The organism is Vibrio hepatarius (assembly GCF_001274785.1).
Classification (GTDB): Bacteria; Pseudomonadota; Gammaproteobacteria; order Enterobacterales; family Vibrionaceae; genus Vibrio; species Vibrio hepatarius.
In genome coordinates this window covers 1-12,791 of the sequence record NZ_LHPI01000051.1, presented here as the reverse complement: position 1 = coordinate 12,791, position 12,791 = coordinate 1, and the positions used below count along the sequence as shown (strand labels likewise).

Genomic DNA, 12,791 nt, shown 5'->3' with positions numbered 1-12,791 from the left:
TGTTGTTGCTAAGATCTTCGAATAATTCTTAACGAATTAAACGAAATCTTGCACTGTTCTTCTTTTTGAAGAAAGCGCATCTAGAAAGAGGGGAGCTTAGGCTTCCCTTTTTCATATTTGGTTATAAGCAGTCTCATGGCTTAGTAAAGCCAAGCCAAAACTTTTCACATTTCATTTCATCAGCTTACTCAACCTACCCCAAACACCGTTATCCAAATGGTTTTTCATCCTAGTAAATTACCCCTAATTGCCCCATTTTCTATAACTAATCGATCTAATACTTAGGCGTGATCTGCCTGGTAATGGGAATAGTTATCTTTTATATTTCGAATCTAGGTTTAAGTCATAGGTTTCGATATGTACATTTGTCTCTGTCATGGTGTCTCTGACAAAAAAATTCGCAAGTTGGTGATTGAAGAAGGTGTCACTGATATACGCGGAATTAAAAAGTGTACAGCGCTTGGCAGTCAATGCGGCAAGTGTGTACGTGCAGCAAAAGAGATCGTAAACGAAACCGCCGCAGTAAGCCTATTTAAGCAGGCCAGTTAACCTGCAACGACAGTCCTTGTTTTGACAGCTTCTTATTTGGTTCTACAGTTAAAAGAGCCGATAAGGAGGGCTATGTCATGAAAGGTGATCCAATCATAATTCAACACCTCAACAAAGTGCTCGGTAACGAGCTCATTGCTATAAACCAGTATTTCTTGCACGCTCGCATGTACAAAGACTGGGGCTTAAAACACCTCGCCGACAAGGAATATCACGAGTCGATCGATGAAATGAATCATGCCGATCATTTGATTGAACGCATCCTCTTTTTAGAAGGTTTACCCAATCTACAAGACCTCGGTAAGCTGATGATAGGCGAAGATGCTAAAGAGATGCTTGAGTGCGACCTTAAACTCGAAATGGCGGCTATTCCAGATTTGAAAGCGGCGATTGCGTATGCCGAAGATATCCACGATTACGTCTCTCGTGACCTGTTTCAAGACATCTTAGAAGACGAAGAAGAGCATGTAGATTGGTTAGAAACGCAGTTGGGGCTGATCGAAATGACGGGTATCCAGAACTACCTACAAGCGCAATACGTCGATGAAGATAATGACGATTAATCATTAATTTAGTGACGACTTCTTTCTGCCAGTATCGAGTTAAAAATGGCGGTTACTCGCTGCTGGCTCTAACGCTATATTTCTCTTGCTTAAACTGCTTTCTTTCTGTACTATTCGTGCTCCTTAAAACTCAGTCAATTATCTTTAGTTCCTTGCTTCCTCTGGACGACTGAGCCAATTGTGGAAGCTGAATAATCCGTAAGGAGCAACCCATGCGTCATTACGAAATCGTATTCATGGTGCACCCAGATCAAAGCGAGCAAGTTGCTGGCATGATCGAGCGTTACACTGGTTCTATCACTGAAGCTGGCGGTACTATTCACCGTCTAGAAGACTGGGGTCGTCGTCAACTGGCTTACCCAATCAACAAGCTTCACAAAGCTCACTACGTTCTAATGAACGTTGAAGCTGACCAAGCTGTAATCGATGAGCTAGAAACTGCTTTCCGTTTCAACGATGCAGTTCTACGCAACATGATCATGCGTACTAAAGCGGCTATCACAGAGCAATCTATCATGCTTAAGCAGAAAGAAGAGCGTGCTCCACGTCGTGAAGAGCGTTCTGAAGCTAAGCCAGAAGCTGCTGAGTAATTTAACTTATGGCCAATCGAATGGAGTTAAGTGGCAATGTCGCTAAACCTCCGATTCGAAGCAAAAGTCCAAGTGGAATTGAACACTGTCGATTTTGGCTAGAGCATCGTTCTACCGTTATCGAAGCTGACTTACCGAGACAAGTTTATTGTCGTATGCCGGTTGTTGTCAGTGGACCGAGGTCACAAGCTTTAACTCAGAATTTAGTACAGGGCAGTAGCATTAAGGTAAGTGGTTTTGTCGCTTATCAGACCGGCCGAAATGGTGTGGGAAAATTAGTGCTTCATGCCGACAACATTACTCAAATTTAAGATCAGGAGATAGCCCATGGCTCGTTTCTTCCGTCGTCGTAAATTCTGCCGTTTCACTGCAGAAGGCGTACAAGAGATTGATTACAAAGACGTAGCAACTCTTAAAAACTACATCACTGAAGCTGGTAAAATCGTACCTAGCCGTATCACTGGTACAAGCGCTAAGTACCAGCGTCAACTAGCACGTGCTATCAAGCGTTCACGCTACCTAGCTCTACTACCGTACACTGACAAGCATCAGTAATCGGTTCCGTTTATTAAGAAAGAGGATTAAGCAATGCAAGTTATTCTACTTGATAAAATCGGTAACCTAGGTGGTCTTGGCGATACAGTAAACGTTAAATCTGGCTACGCTCGTAACTTCCTTATCCCTCAGGGTAAAGCTGTTATGGCGACTAAAGGTAACGTTGAAATGTTCGAAACTCGTCGTGCTGAACTAGAAGCTAAAGTTGCTGAGCAACTAGCTGCTGCAGAAGCTCGCGCTGAGAAAGTTAACGCTCTAGAAGCTGTTGTTATCGCTTCTAAAGCTGGTGACGAAGGCAAACTATTCGGTTCTATCGGTACTCGTGATATCGCTGACGCTATCACAGCGGCTGGCGTTGAAGTTGTTAAGAGCGAAGTTCGCCTTCCTGAAGGTGCTCTACGTAACACTGGTGAGTTCGAGATCAGCGTTCAACTTCACTCTGAAGTTTTCGCGACAGTTAACCTACAAGTTGTTGCTGCTGAGTAATTTTCAGTATCAAGACGATTTAAAAAGCACCTGTTTACAGGTGCTTTTTTTATGTCTGTAGTTTTGATGGTAAGGGAAAGTTTAAAACACGAACAGCAGGTTAACTGAAAATACACTATCGGTTTTCTCCACGCCTTCAGGCACTTTGTCGTGATACTGGCGCGAGTGGGTCAGCTTAAGAGCGATATCTTCAGTGATGTTGTTTATCGCGCTTAGGTCGGTGTCGATTCGGGTATTACTGTGTCCTGAAACGACGGTGGTTGACGCGGTTAAGCTTAGATTATCGACCACTTGCCATTTGGATGAGATGTGTCCACGAAAAATTGCCTCTTGAACGGTCTTCGGAAAGACAATATCGTCATCGTCAATTTCATCGAGGTTGGGCTCTTGATAGCGATAACCTGGGCCAAGTTCCACTTCGAGTATCAGTGTTTCGGTATTCGCGACCTGATAACCGAGACCGCCTGAAAGAGTGTAGTCTTTGAAGTACGCGCTATAGAGCGAATCCACGCCTTTGAAACTGCCGTACAAATAGGTCATTGGACCTAACTTGTAGTCACTTTGCGCTTTATAAGTCGACTGGCGTTTATCCTCTTCACCGTCTTTATACAGTAAGTAGTATTTCCACTCGCCACTGCTACGGTAACGTCCAGATGTGTAGTCAGCTGCAACACGCGCGTTTAGTGAACGGGTGTCAGAATTACCCGTGTGAGACTGATAGCCAAATTCGACTTCAGTATCCCACGGTGAAGGTACGTCAATCTCAGCATCTCCCTGCTCTTGATCTGCTGCCATGCAGAGTGCTGGCATCATTAAACCAGCAGCAAGTAACCAATACTTAGACACTAACGACCTCTAGATTTATATAGGGGGTGATGATATTAATGCGAAAACTAGTTGTATTGGTCAATGCTGGGTTAAATATCTTATACAACCCGACAATCTGTCGGCTAGTTGCAGACAACGCTGTCTTTCTCGCTATAATGAGCGGTCAACATCAAGTAGTAGAGCAATACCATGGCTGAAACGAGAACAGAAAATCGCATGAAAATGATCAGAGACGCACAGGTTGATGCAATCAAAGTGCCCCCTCATTCTTTGGAAGCGGAACAGTCCGTTATTGGTGGTCTGCTACTGGATAATGAGCGTTGGGATACGGTTGCAGAGCGCGTGGTAGCGAAAGACTTCTACAGTCGCCCACACCGTCTGATTTTTGAAGCGGTTAAGTCGATTCTCGAAGACAGCAAACCGCTCGACTTGATTACGCTATCTGAGTTCCTAGAGCTGCGTGAACAGCTTGATGACGTTGGTGGCTTTGCATACCTTGCTGACTTGGTTAAGAACACTCCGAGTGCCGCTAACATCAACGCCTACGCAGACATTGTTGCCGAGCGTGCACTGGTTCGTGATTTGATTGGTGTTGCAAACGAAATCGCTGACGCGGGTTACGACCCACAAGGCCGCTCATCGGAAGACCTACTCGATTTGGCGGAGAGTAAAGTCTTTGCGATCGCCGAGTCTCGTACCAATGAGAACGAAGGTCCACAAAACGTTGATAATATTTTAGAGAAGACCCTTGAGCGTATCGAGTTGCTCTACAAGTCGCCACAAGATGGTGTAACAGGCGTCGATACTGGCTTTACCGACCTCAATAAGAAAACAGCGGGTCTACAAGGTTCTGACTTAATCATCGTTGCGGCGCGTCCGTCGATGGGTAAGACCACCTTCGCGATGAACTTGTGTGAAAACGCCGCGATGGAGCAGGAAAAACCAGTACTGATCTTCTCGTTAGAGATGCCAGCAGAACAAATTATGATGCGTATGTTGGCGTCATTGTCACGCGTAGACCAAACTAAGATTCGTACCGGTCAGCTCGACGATGAGGATTGGGCGCGCATCTCTTCTACCATGGGTATCCTGATGGAGAAGAAGAACATGTACATCGATGATAGTTCAGGCCTAACGCCTACCGAAGTGCGCTCACGTGCTCGCCGTATCGCTCGCGAACACGGCGGTTTGTCGTTAATCATGGTCGACTATCTCCAACTGATGCGTGTTCCTGCGCTTTCGGATAACCGTACTCTGGAAATCGCCGAGATTTCCCGCTCGCTTAAGGCGCTAGCCAAAGAGTTGAATGTCCCTGTGGTTGCCTTGTCGCAGCTTAACCGTTCCCTAGAGCAACGTGCTGATAAACGCCCAGTAAACTCGGATTTGCGTGAATCGGGATCCATCGAGCAGGATGCCGACTTGATCATGTTTATCTACCGAGATGAAGTGTACAATCCCGACAGCTCTATGAAGGGCACCGCAGAAATAATACTCGGTAAGCAACGTAACGGTCCTATCGGTTCTGTGCGCTTGACTTTCCAAGGACAATGGTCGCGCTTTGATAATTATGCCGGCCCAGCTTTTGATATGGATGATGAGTAACGAATGAGTTACATGAAAGCAGCAACGGCAATCGTTGAGCTCAACGCTTTGCAACACAACCTTGAGCAGGTTAAAGCTCACGCTCCAAATAGTAAATTGATGGCAATCGTGAAAGCCAATGGATACGGTCACGGGATATCACAGATTGCCAGCCACGCAACCCTTGCAGATGCATTTGGCGTGGCGCGCATGGAAGAAGCCCTAAAACTCCGCGCAAGTGGAATCGTGAAACCTATTTTGCTGCTTGAGGGTTTCTATGCTGCTGAAGACTTACCTGTTTTGGTGGCGAATAATCTTCAGACTGCTGTGCATTGTATCGACCAGCTCGAAGCTCTCGAAAATGCTCAACTAGACACGCCAGTTACCGTTTGGCTTAAGCTCGACAGTGGCATGCACCGCTTGGGTGTAAGCCCTGAACAATATAATGAGTTTGTTCAACGTTTAGAAGCCTGCCCTAATGTCGCGAAACCATTGCGCTTTATGAGCCACTTTGGTTATGCCGATGAACTGGAAAAACCCAATACCAACCAGCAAACCGAACTGTTCCTCGAAGTAACCAAAAACTGCCAAGGCGAACGCTCACTCGCGGCCTCGTCAGGTATTTTGGTGTGGCCAGATAGCCATTTAGACTGGGTCCGTTCAGGTATTATCATGTACGGCATCTCTCCAATCGGTGACAAGCCAGCACATGAGTTTGGTTTTAAACCTTTAATGACGCTAAAAGCGCCAATCATCGCGGTACGTGACGTTAAAAAAGGTGAAAGTGTCGGCTACAGTGGCATTTGGACAGCCGAGCGAGACACTAAAGTTGGCGTGATTGCTATCGGCTACGGTGACGGATACCCGAGAACTGCGCCATTCGGCACACCGGTACTGGTGAATGGCCGCCGCGTACCGCTCGCTGGACGCGTATCGATGGATATGCTGACGGTCGATTTAGGGCCTGATGCGAGTGATAAAGTTGGCGATGACGCTATCTTATGGGGTAACGACTTACCGGTGGAAGAAATTGCCGCACATGTAGGTACAATCGCTTACGAGTTGGTCACCAACCTGACTTCGCGAGTCGAAGTCGAATACAAAAAATAAACGAAGCGGGCTCAAGCCCGCTTTTTTAATCCCATTTATTCGCCGTTCAGCGTGGCGACGATCCTGCGACTGCCACCGTAATCTCGATGCTCACCCAAGTAAATGCCCTGCCAAGTGCCTAGCGCTAACCGTCCCTGGCTGATAGGAATGGATACGTTGCAGCCAAGTAATGACGCTTTAATGTGAGCCGGCATATCATCATCTCCCTCATAAGTATGCTGGTAGTATGGCGCGCGTTCTGGAACGAATTTGTTGAAGTGCGCTTCCATGTCCATGCGTACAGTCGGGTCCGCGTTCTCATTGATGGTCAAACTGGCAGAGGTATGTTGGATAAATAACTGTAATATTCCGACGGAATATCGCTGTATTTCCGGAATTTGTTGTTCAATTTCGTCGGTAATCAGGTGAAAGCCACGTTTCCTCGCCTTTAATTGAATCGTCTTTTGAGACCACATAGTCACTCCACAATAAGTTGATAACGCTCGATTTTGCTATAGGGGATGAAGCATAACCGATGTTGATGGTATTATTTTACTCGCCGTCGCAGAGTTTGTTCATGTTTCAACCGGGGAACGTGACCTAACTCAATGTGAGGGAGAATACCCTAGGCCATAATGCGGCTTGAAAAAAAATTACAAAATGCTTGTTTTGTGGCAATTTGCCCAAACATCTACTTATATTCTGCTTAATCGGGGATTCCACAGTTTTCGCTAGACTGTAAGGAATGAAACCTACTGTAACATCGGGATAAAGACCATGTTGAAAAATATCAATCCAACGCAAACACAAGCTTGGAAAGCGCTGACGGCGCACTTTGAATCTGCACAAGATATGGATCTTAAAGATCTGTTCGCTCAAGACGCGGCTCGTTTTGACAAGTTTTCTGCACGCTTTGGTAGCGACATTCTGGTTGATTACTCAAAGAACTTAATCAACGAAGAAACCTTGCAGCACCTATTTGCACTAGCAAATGAAACTGAGCTGAAAGCGGCGATTGAAGCGATGTTCAGTGGTGACGCGATTAACCAGACTGAAGGCCGTGCGGTACTACACACTGCGCTACGTAACCGTAGCAACAAAGCCGTAAATGTGAACGGCGAAGACGTCATGCCAGCGGTTAACGCGGTACTAGAGAAAATTAAATCATTTACTGATCGTGTGATCGGTGGTGAATGGAAAGGCTACACAGGCAAGGCAATTACTGATGTTGTGAACATTGGTATCGGTGGTTCTGACCTTGGCCCTTACATGGTGACAGAAGCACTCGCACCATACAAAAATCACCTCAACCTGCATTTCGTATCAAACGTTGATGGTACGCACATCGTTGAAACACTGAAGAAAGTTGACCCAGAAACGACTCTGTTCCTGATCGCGTCTAAGACTTTCACTACTCAAGAAACGATGACTAACGCGCACACTGCACGTGACTGGTTCCTTGAGTCTGCAAGCGACGAAGCGCACGTGGCAAAACACTTTGCGGCGCTATCGACGAATGCAAGCGCGGTTGCTGAGTTTGGTATCGATACTGACAACATGTTCGAGTTCTGGGACTGGGTTGGCGGTCGTTACTCTCTTTGGTCTGCGATTGGTCTATCAATTGCGCTTGGTGTTGGCTACGACAACTTCATTGAACTGCTTGAAGGTGCGCACGAGATGGACAACCATTTCGCTAGCACTGACCTAGAAAACAACATTCCGGTTATCCTGGCGTTAATTGGTATTTGGTACAACAACTTCCACGGCGCAGAGTCAGAAGCTATCCTACCTTACGACCAGTACATGCACCGTTTTGCCGCTTACTTCCAACAAGGCAACATGGAATCAAACGGTAAGTACGTTGACCGTGATGGCAACGCAGTGACTTACCAAACTGGTCCAATCATCTGGGGTGAACCTGGCACAAACGGTCAGCACGCGTTTTACCAGTTGATCCACCAAGGTACTAAGTTGATCCCATGTGATTTCATCGCGCCAGCAATCAGCCACAACCCAGCCGGTGACCACCATCAGAAACTGATGTCGAACTTCTTTGCGCAAACAGAAGCGTTGGCGTTTGGTAAAGATGAAGCGACAGTAAAAGCAGAGTTGGCTCAAGCAGGTAAGAGTGCGGAAGAAGTTGCTGCAATTGCACCGTTCAAAGTGTTTGAAGGCAACCGTCCAACAAACTCAATCCTAGTGAAGCAGATTACACCGCGCACGCTGGGTAACTTGATCGCGATGTACGAGCACAAGATTTTTGTTCAAGGCGTTATCTGGAACATCTTCAGCTTTGACCAGTGGGGTGTTGAGCTAGGTAAACAACTGGCGAACCAAATCCTACCAGAGCTTGCGGATGCGTCTGAAATCGGCTCACACGACAGTTCAACTAACGGTCTAATCAACGCGTTTAAAGCGTACCAAGCGTAAGTTAAACGTGATTTAGATAAACAAACGCCAGCCTCGAGGCTGGCGTTTTTGTCTCTACTGATTGGTCGCTAACTAGACCGTGTGATGAATATTACTCTGCACGTCTGTTTGCGTCGTAAACTTCTGCCCCAACAACGCCACCAACTGGTCGTAATACTGCATATTCGGCTTATTACCCAGTAGCTTACACAGCTCATTCCCCGTTGGGCTAAAGCGATAGTAAAGCAATCTGACGCCACGGCTATGCGCTTGCAGCGAGAGTTGCTTCCCTTGATAGGTGAGTGGCAATGGCGATTCCAGCTCGATCTCACCCGATTCCAATTCGGTGTTGTACATCAGGCCAAGTTCAAACAACACCAGCAGGCTAGAGTAGGGCAGTTGGTAGTTGCCAACATTGATATTGCTGGTCACATTGCGTTTGCCGAAGCTGAAAATACCGCCGTGAGAGCGGTAGCCAATCAACAATTTACGGCTACTGTCACCCCCAAAACTGCAGGCAAGAGAAGCCGCGCGTTGCAGTGTTTGTGCTTCTTTCGGTGTCATATCTTGCAAGATGTTCAACGCTTTCATTGACGTGGAACCCGGGTTGGTGACTTCGCGTTTCAGTACCTGAGCCCAAAGGCGCTGCATCGCAGGGTTGTGGACTTCTTGTGCCATATCGAAGAAGCGATACAACCAATCTGGATCCGGTTCACCGGCGGTTTCGTCTTTACACGATTGGTGCGCTAACTTAAGGATCTGCTCTAAGTTCTTTTGGCGCTTTTCTCGGCGTTTTCTCTCTCGCACCAAAGCGCGTTCAAGCGCAGGTTTCTCTGGTGATTCACTGCTTAGCAGCGCGTCAAGGCCATGAATTTCGGCGATGCTAAGGATACGGCTGGAGCTGTCTTTGATGTAGTGTTTTTTCTTTTCGTTTCGAGCTTGCGGCTCGGGTTCATGGTCGATGATGACGGGTTTATTGCTCTCAGACATTCTATTTCCTTAGACATCATAAAGTTATTATTAATGTACTCTTTCGGGGCAGATCGCGCCACACCGAGAGTGTGAGGCGCATGTCAAAAAATAGTGCTACCACACATGCTAACAAATTGTTAAAATCATGAGTGCAATAATTGAGAGGGCTTATGAAGTATATCAATGAGAATAAACTGAAAAAGCACCTGTCAATCGCCTTATTGTTATTGGTTTACCTCGGTGTACTAGGGTATTTATCCAGATACTTTTCTTAAACTAGGCGATTAACAGGTTACACTTTTGTTAATCTTTTAATAGTCGTCGTATTCGGTGATAGCCGTACCTTCGATCACGTAGCCTGTTTCGGCCAATTCATGCGAAATGGTTTCGGTTTTAAGCGTACCTATCACGTAAATCACATCCCATAGTTCTTGCACTGGTGCGCCTTTAGGAAATTTCACGTAAATGATTTGATTCGGTGGCGGCGGTGGCACATGTATACAGGCGCCGAAGTAGGGTACGAGTAGAAACTCCGTCACCATATTCTCATCACCTTCCAACGGAATCACAAAGCCCGGTACCTTAACCGTACTGCCGTTCAGCTCCTGTCTGACGCTGCCAATCTTGGACTGTTGCATTACGTCACCCGAGTGATCAATCGCTGGCATACCTTGCTTATCAAACATGTTTCTTTCGCTTTCAGGGATCAGGTCGATCCAATCGAGCTGCAGCACATCTTCGCTGTTTGCATAACTGGGGATGCTGACGCTCAGCATTACCACCATAAGTAAAAGTAGTTTTTTCATCATTGATTAAATCCGAATCGTCATGCCATCACTGAGAGACTGTTTATAAGCTCTCAAGGCGGGGATAAATCCAATCACGGTTCCGGCGAGCTGCACTAAGGCCAGTAGCGAGAGTTCATAATTGGATAGGGTTATTACCGAAAGGTTAATGCCATAAGACTGCTGAATGAATGGCGCAGCAACGAAGAGTAACCAATAGAGCGAAAACGTACCGAGTAAGATACCGATAAACGTCAGGCTACTCGCCTCTAAAATCAGCAATGAGAAGACGTGTCGAGGTCGTGCACCCATCGCTCGTAGGATCGCCATTTCTCTGCGGCGTTCCTGCAAACTAGTCAATAAGCTAGAGAGCATGCCAAGCAACCCGGCAATCACCACAAACGCCGAGACCGCCATCAGCGCTTGCTCTGCCACCGACATCATGCCCCACAATTCGTGTAGCGCAACACCGGGTAAAATCGCACTCAATGGCTCTTTGGTGTAAGTGTTGATCTGACGTTGCAAGGCAAAGGTTTGAATTTTCGACTTCAGGCCCAGCATCATTGCGGTGATCTGCTTGGGTTGAAAGTCTCTATTCTGCAACTGCTGCGCGTCTGGCGTATTACCGAGGTTTGCTCCCGACTCCCAGCCAACGTGGATCGCTTCAATCGCTTCTAGCGAGACGTGTACCGTTTTATCAACCGGAGTACCAGTGGGTGCGAGAATACCGACCACTTTGAACGGTAGATTATCGTGGCGGCTGAATCCTACATCGCTGATACCGTGAGCGATGATAATTTCACTGCCAATCTGATAACCAAGTTCCTTTGCTACTTCAGCACCGATAACGGTTTCAAATAGCTGCTGAAACTCTCGTCCCTTGGTAAATACAAGGTTTTGTTTTTGACCATAGCGGTAATGCTCAAAGTAGCTATGGTTGGTGCCCATGACACGAAAACCTTTGTGTGAATCGCCAAGTGAAATCGGAATCGCCCATTTGACCGAACGGTGTTGGCTGAATTCTTGGTAGCTCTTCCAGTCGATATTGTTGGTCGCGTTACCGATTCGAAACACCGAATAGAGCAGTAAATTGACCTGTCCGGAACGACCACCAACGATCAAGTCGGTCCCAGAAATGGTATTCGCAAAACTGCTTTTGGCTTGGGTGCGGATGCGTTCTACCCCGAGCAATAAAATCACCGAAATCGCGACAGTCAGAATGGATAATATCGCGGTGACTTTGCGGTTGCGGGCGCTTTTCCAGGCGAGAGACAACGTTGCGCTCATGCGTTTTCTCCTGCTTGATTGAGTTGTCGTAAATCTAGACTGCGGTCAAACAGCGGTTCCAGAGTAGGATCGTGGCTGACAAACAGTAGTGTCGAGTTGGCTTGATTGGCTTGTTCTAGCAATAGTTCGATAAAGGCGCTGCGGTTGTCATGGTCGAGGGCGGATGTGGGTTCATCGGCAATCACCAGTTCCGGTTTGCCTATCAATGCGCGAGCTGCGGCCACGCGTTGTTGTTGACCAATACTAAGCTCGGCAACGGGTTTATTCATTAAATCTGACGAGAGGTGCAATCGCTCAAGCAGTTGAATTGCGTGCTTGTGTAAATCGCCACTCACTTGAGAGCGTCTGCGCTTGGAAAACTGGCAGGGTAAAACCACGTTTTCCAGCACGCTCAAATAAGGCAACAGATTGAACTGCTGGAAGATGTAGCCAATATGGTTGGCGCGAAACTTATCCCGTTGGCTGCCCGATAATGCTGAGAGTTGCTTGTCCAGAACGTTGAGAGAACCTTCTGATGGTGTATTTATTCCGGTGAGAAGACTGAGCAAGGTGGATTTTCCACAGCCACTCGGCCCTTTAATAAACAGATGCTCACCTTGATTGACCTTGAGTTCAGGGATATTGAGCGTTGGTTTGTCAGCACCTGGCCAAGAGAAACGTACTTGTTGTAGCTCAATGACCACGGCCGGATTATTGCTATTCATAATGCCTTCCAATCACGAAAAGGCGGCTTAAACCAAGCATAAGCCGCCACTACAACTACAGAGAAATTTCGCTATTGTTTTTATCTAGACGTACCGCAGACTGTTTGGTGTCAGTGAGCAAGTTCGCTTTGATCGCTTGTGTTGACGAGAACAGCTCAAACCAAGACGTGTTGATCGATTCTAGCTGAGAGAACTGCTCACACTGGTAGTGGTATTCGATCGTAAATTCACCGTGGCTAGATTCATGCTCGGCGTGCTCGTCATGCTCATGATGTTCTTCATGGTCATGGTCATGGTGTTCATCATGCTTGTGTTCGCCATCGGCGTCATTATGATGGTCGTGGTCGTGGTCGTGGTCGTGGTCGTGGTCGTGGTCGTGGTCGTGGTCGTGGT

General features: G+C 46.9%; 16 protein-coding genes. 9 read left to right on the top strand and 7 right to left on the bottom strand.

The window, feature by feature from the left end; all coding sequences use genetic code 11:
• Nucleotides 1-357 precede the first annotated feature (357 nt).
• The 6 genes from AKJ31_RS21990 (at nt 358) to rplI (ending at nt 2,743) form a co-directional block, all read left to right on the top strand.
• Nucleotides 358-549 carry a (2Fe-2S)-binding protein gene (locus tag AKJ31_RS21990; protein WP_053411131.1) on the top strand — a complete coding sequence of 64 codons (192 nt, stop codon included), beginning with the start codon at nt 358-360 and terminating at the stop codon, nt 547-549.
• 77 nt (nt 550-626) lie between these two features.
• Complete coding sequence (gene bfr, locus AKJ31_RS21985; protein WP_053411130.1) at nt 627-1,112, top strand: bacterioferritin; 486 nt, start codon at nt 627-629, stop codon at nt 1,110-1,112.
• A 212-nt stretch (nt 1,113-1,324) separates the two neighbouring features.
• Entirely contained in the window at nt 1,325-1,702 is a 378-nt protein-coding gene (rpsF, locus tag AKJ31_RS21980) for a 30S ribosomal protein S6 (RefSeq protein WP_053411129.1), read from the top strand.
• Between the two features lie 8 nt (nt 1,703-1,710).
• Entirely contained in the window at nt 1,711-2,013 is a 303-nt protein-coding gene (priB, locus tag AKJ31_RS22825; RefSeq protein WP_072161423.1) for a primosomal replication protein N, read from the top strand.
• A 16-nt stretch (nt 2,014-2,029) separates the two neighbouring features.
• The gene (gene rpsR / locus AKJ31_RS21975; RefSeq protein WP_000090472.1) at nt 2,030-2,257 is read left to right on the top strand and encodes a 30S ribosomal protein S18; all 228 of its coding nucleotides are present in this window, start codon (nt 2,030-2,032) and stop codon (nt 2,255-2,257) included.
• Between the two features lie 33 nt (nt 2,258-2,290).
• On the top strand, nt 2,291-2,743 hold the full coding sequence (rplI, locus tag AKJ31_RS21970) for a 50S ribosomal protein L9 (protein ID WP_053411128.1): 453 nt from the start codon (nt 2,291-2,293) through the stop codon (nt 2,741-2,743).
• 81 nt (nt 2,744-2,824) lie between these two features.
• Here the strand turns inward: rplI and AKJ31_RS21965 are convergent, their stop codons facing one another.
• A complete protein-coding gene (locus tag AKJ31_RS21965; RefSeq protein WP_171386221.1) occupies nt 2,825-3,589 on the bottom strand; it encodes a DUF481 domain-containing protein in 765 nt (254 codons plus the stop codon).
• A gap of 171 nt (nt 3,590-3,760) precedes the next feature.
• On the opposite strand from AKJ31_RS21965, the gene AKJ31_RS21960 reads away from it, so the two are divergent.
• Both AKJ31_RS21960 and alr read left to right on the top strand, forming a co-directional pair.
• The gene (locus AKJ31_RS21960; RefSeq protein WP_053411127.1) at nt 3,761-5,173 is read left to right on the top strand and encodes a replicative DNA helicase; all 1,413 of its coding nucleotides are present in this window, start codon (nt 3,761-3,763) and stop codon (nt 5,171-5,173) included.
• A gap of 12 nt (nt 5,174-5,185) precedes the next feature.
• Nucleotides 5,186-6,262 (top strand): alanine racemase, encoded by a 1,077-nt coding sequence (gene alr / locus AKJ31_RS21955; RefSeq protein WP_053411126.1) that lies wholly within the window; start codon nt 5,186-5,188, stop codon nt 6,260-6,262.
• A 35-nt stretch (nt 6,263-6,297) separates the two neighbouring features.
• Here the strand turns inward: alr and AKJ31_RS21950 are convergent, their stop codons facing one another.
• Nucleotides 6,298-6,717, bottom strand: coding sequence for a secondary thiamine-phosphate synthase enzyme YjbQ (locus AKJ31_RS21950; protein ID WP_053411125.1), 420 nt, complete (start codon nt 6,715-6,717; stop codon nt 6,298-6,300).
• Nucleotides 6,718-7,018: 301 nt separating this feature from the next.
• On the opposite strand from AKJ31_RS21950, the gene pgi reads away from it, so the two are divergent.
• Nucleotides 7,019-8,671 carry a glucose-6-phosphate isomerase gene (pgi, locus tag AKJ31_RS21945; protein ID WP_053411124.1) on the top strand — a complete coding sequence of 551 codons (1,653 nt, stop codon included), beginning with the start codon at nt 7,019-7,021 and terminating at the stop codon, nt 8,669-8,671.
• A 72-nt stretch (nt 8,672-8,743) separates the two neighbouring features.
• Here the strand turns inward: pgi and AKJ31_RS21940 are convergent, their stop codons facing one another.
• The 5 genes from AKJ31_RS21940 to AKJ31_RS21920 form a co-directional block, all read right to left on the bottom strand.
• Nucleotides 8,744-9,640, bottom strand: coding sequence for a TIGR03899 family protein (locus AKJ31_RS21940; protein ID WP_053411123.1), 897 nt, complete (start codon nt 9,638-9,640; stop codon nt 8,744-8,746).
• A 293-nt stretch (nt 9,641-9,933) separates the two neighbouring features.
• A complete protein-coding gene (locus tag AKJ31_RS21935) occupies nt 9,934-10,428 on the bottom strand; it encodes a DUF3299 domain-containing protein (RefSeq protein ID WP_053411132.1) in 495 nt (164 codons plus the stop codon).
• A 6-nt stretch (nt 10,429-10,434) separates the two neighbouring features.
• Complete coding sequence (locus AKJ31_RS21930) at nt 10,435-11,694, bottom strand: ABC transporter permease (RefSeq protein ID WP_053411122.1); 1,260 nt, start codon at nt 11,692-11,694, stop codon at nt 10,435-10,437.
• A complete protein-coding gene (locus tag AKJ31_RS21925) occupies nt 11,691-12,398 on the bottom strand; it encodes an ABC transporter ATP-binding protein (protein WP_053411121.1) in 708 nt (235 codons plus the stop codon). Before AKJ31_RS21925 ends, AKJ31_RS21930 begins: the two co-directional genes overlap by 4 nt.
• A 55-nt stretch (nt 12,399-12,453) precedes the next feature.
• Nucleotides 12,454-12,791: ZrgA family zinc uptake protein (locus AKJ31_RS21920; protein ID WP_157052418.1), on the bottom strand; the 338-nt coding region annotated here is incomplete at its 5' end.

Bases quoted from the DNA above. Each gene is read 5' to 3' on its own strand.
- AKJ31_RS21990 (WP_053411131.1), top strand. From the start codon at position 358: ATGTACATTTGTCTCTGTCATGGTGTCTCTGACAAAAAAATTCGCAAG.
- bfr (WP_053411130.1), top strand. From the start codon at position 627: ATGAAAGGTGATCCAATCATAATTCAACACCTCAACAAAGTGCTCGGT.
- rpsF (WP_053411129.1), top strand. From the start codon at position 1,325: ATGCGTCATTACGAAATCGTATTCATGGTGCACCCAGATCAAAGCGAG.
- priB (WP_072161423.1), top strand. From the start codon at position 1,711: ATGGCCAATCGAATGGAGTTAAGTGGCAATGTCGCTAAACCTCCGATT.
- rpsR (WP_000090472.1), top strand. From the start codon at position 2,030: ATGGCTCGTTTCTTCCGTCGTCGTAAATTCTGCCGTTTCACTGCAGAA.
- rplI (WP_053411128.1), top strand. From the start codon at position 2,291: ATGCAAGTTATTCTACTTGATAAAATCGGTAACCTAGGTGGTCTTGGC.
- AKJ31_RS21960 (WP_053411127.1), top strand. From the start codon at position 3,761: ATGGCTGAAACGAGAACAGAAAATCGCATGAAAATGATCAGAGACGCA.
- alr (WP_053411126.1), top strand. From the start codon at position 5,186: ATGAAAGCAGCAACGGCAATCGTTGAGCTCAACGCTTTGCAACACAAC.
- AKJ31_RS21950 (WP_053411125.1), bottom strand. From the start codon at position 6,717: ATGTGGTCTCAAAAGACGATTCAATTAAAGGCGAGGAAACGTGGCTTT.
- pgi (WP_053411124.1), top strand. From the start codon at position 7,019: ATGTTGAAAAATATCAATCCAACGCAAACACAAGCTTGGAAAGCGCTG.
- AKJ31_RS21940 (WP_053411123.1), bottom strand. From the start codon at position 9,640: ATGTCTGAGAGCAATAAACCCGTCATCATCGACCATGAACCCGAGCCG.
- AKJ31_RS21935 (WP_053411132.1), bottom strand. From the start codon at position 10,428: ATGAAAAAACTACTTTTACTTATGGTGGTAATGCTGAGCGTCAGCATC.
- AKJ31_RS21930 (WP_053411122.1), bottom strand. From the start codon at position 11,694: ATGAGCGCAACGTTGTCTCTCGCCTGGAAAAGCGCCCGCAACCGCAAA.
- AKJ31_RS21925 (WP_053411121.1), bottom strand. From the start codon at position 12,398: ATGAATAGCAATAATCCGGCCGTGGTCATTGAGCTACAACAAGTACGT.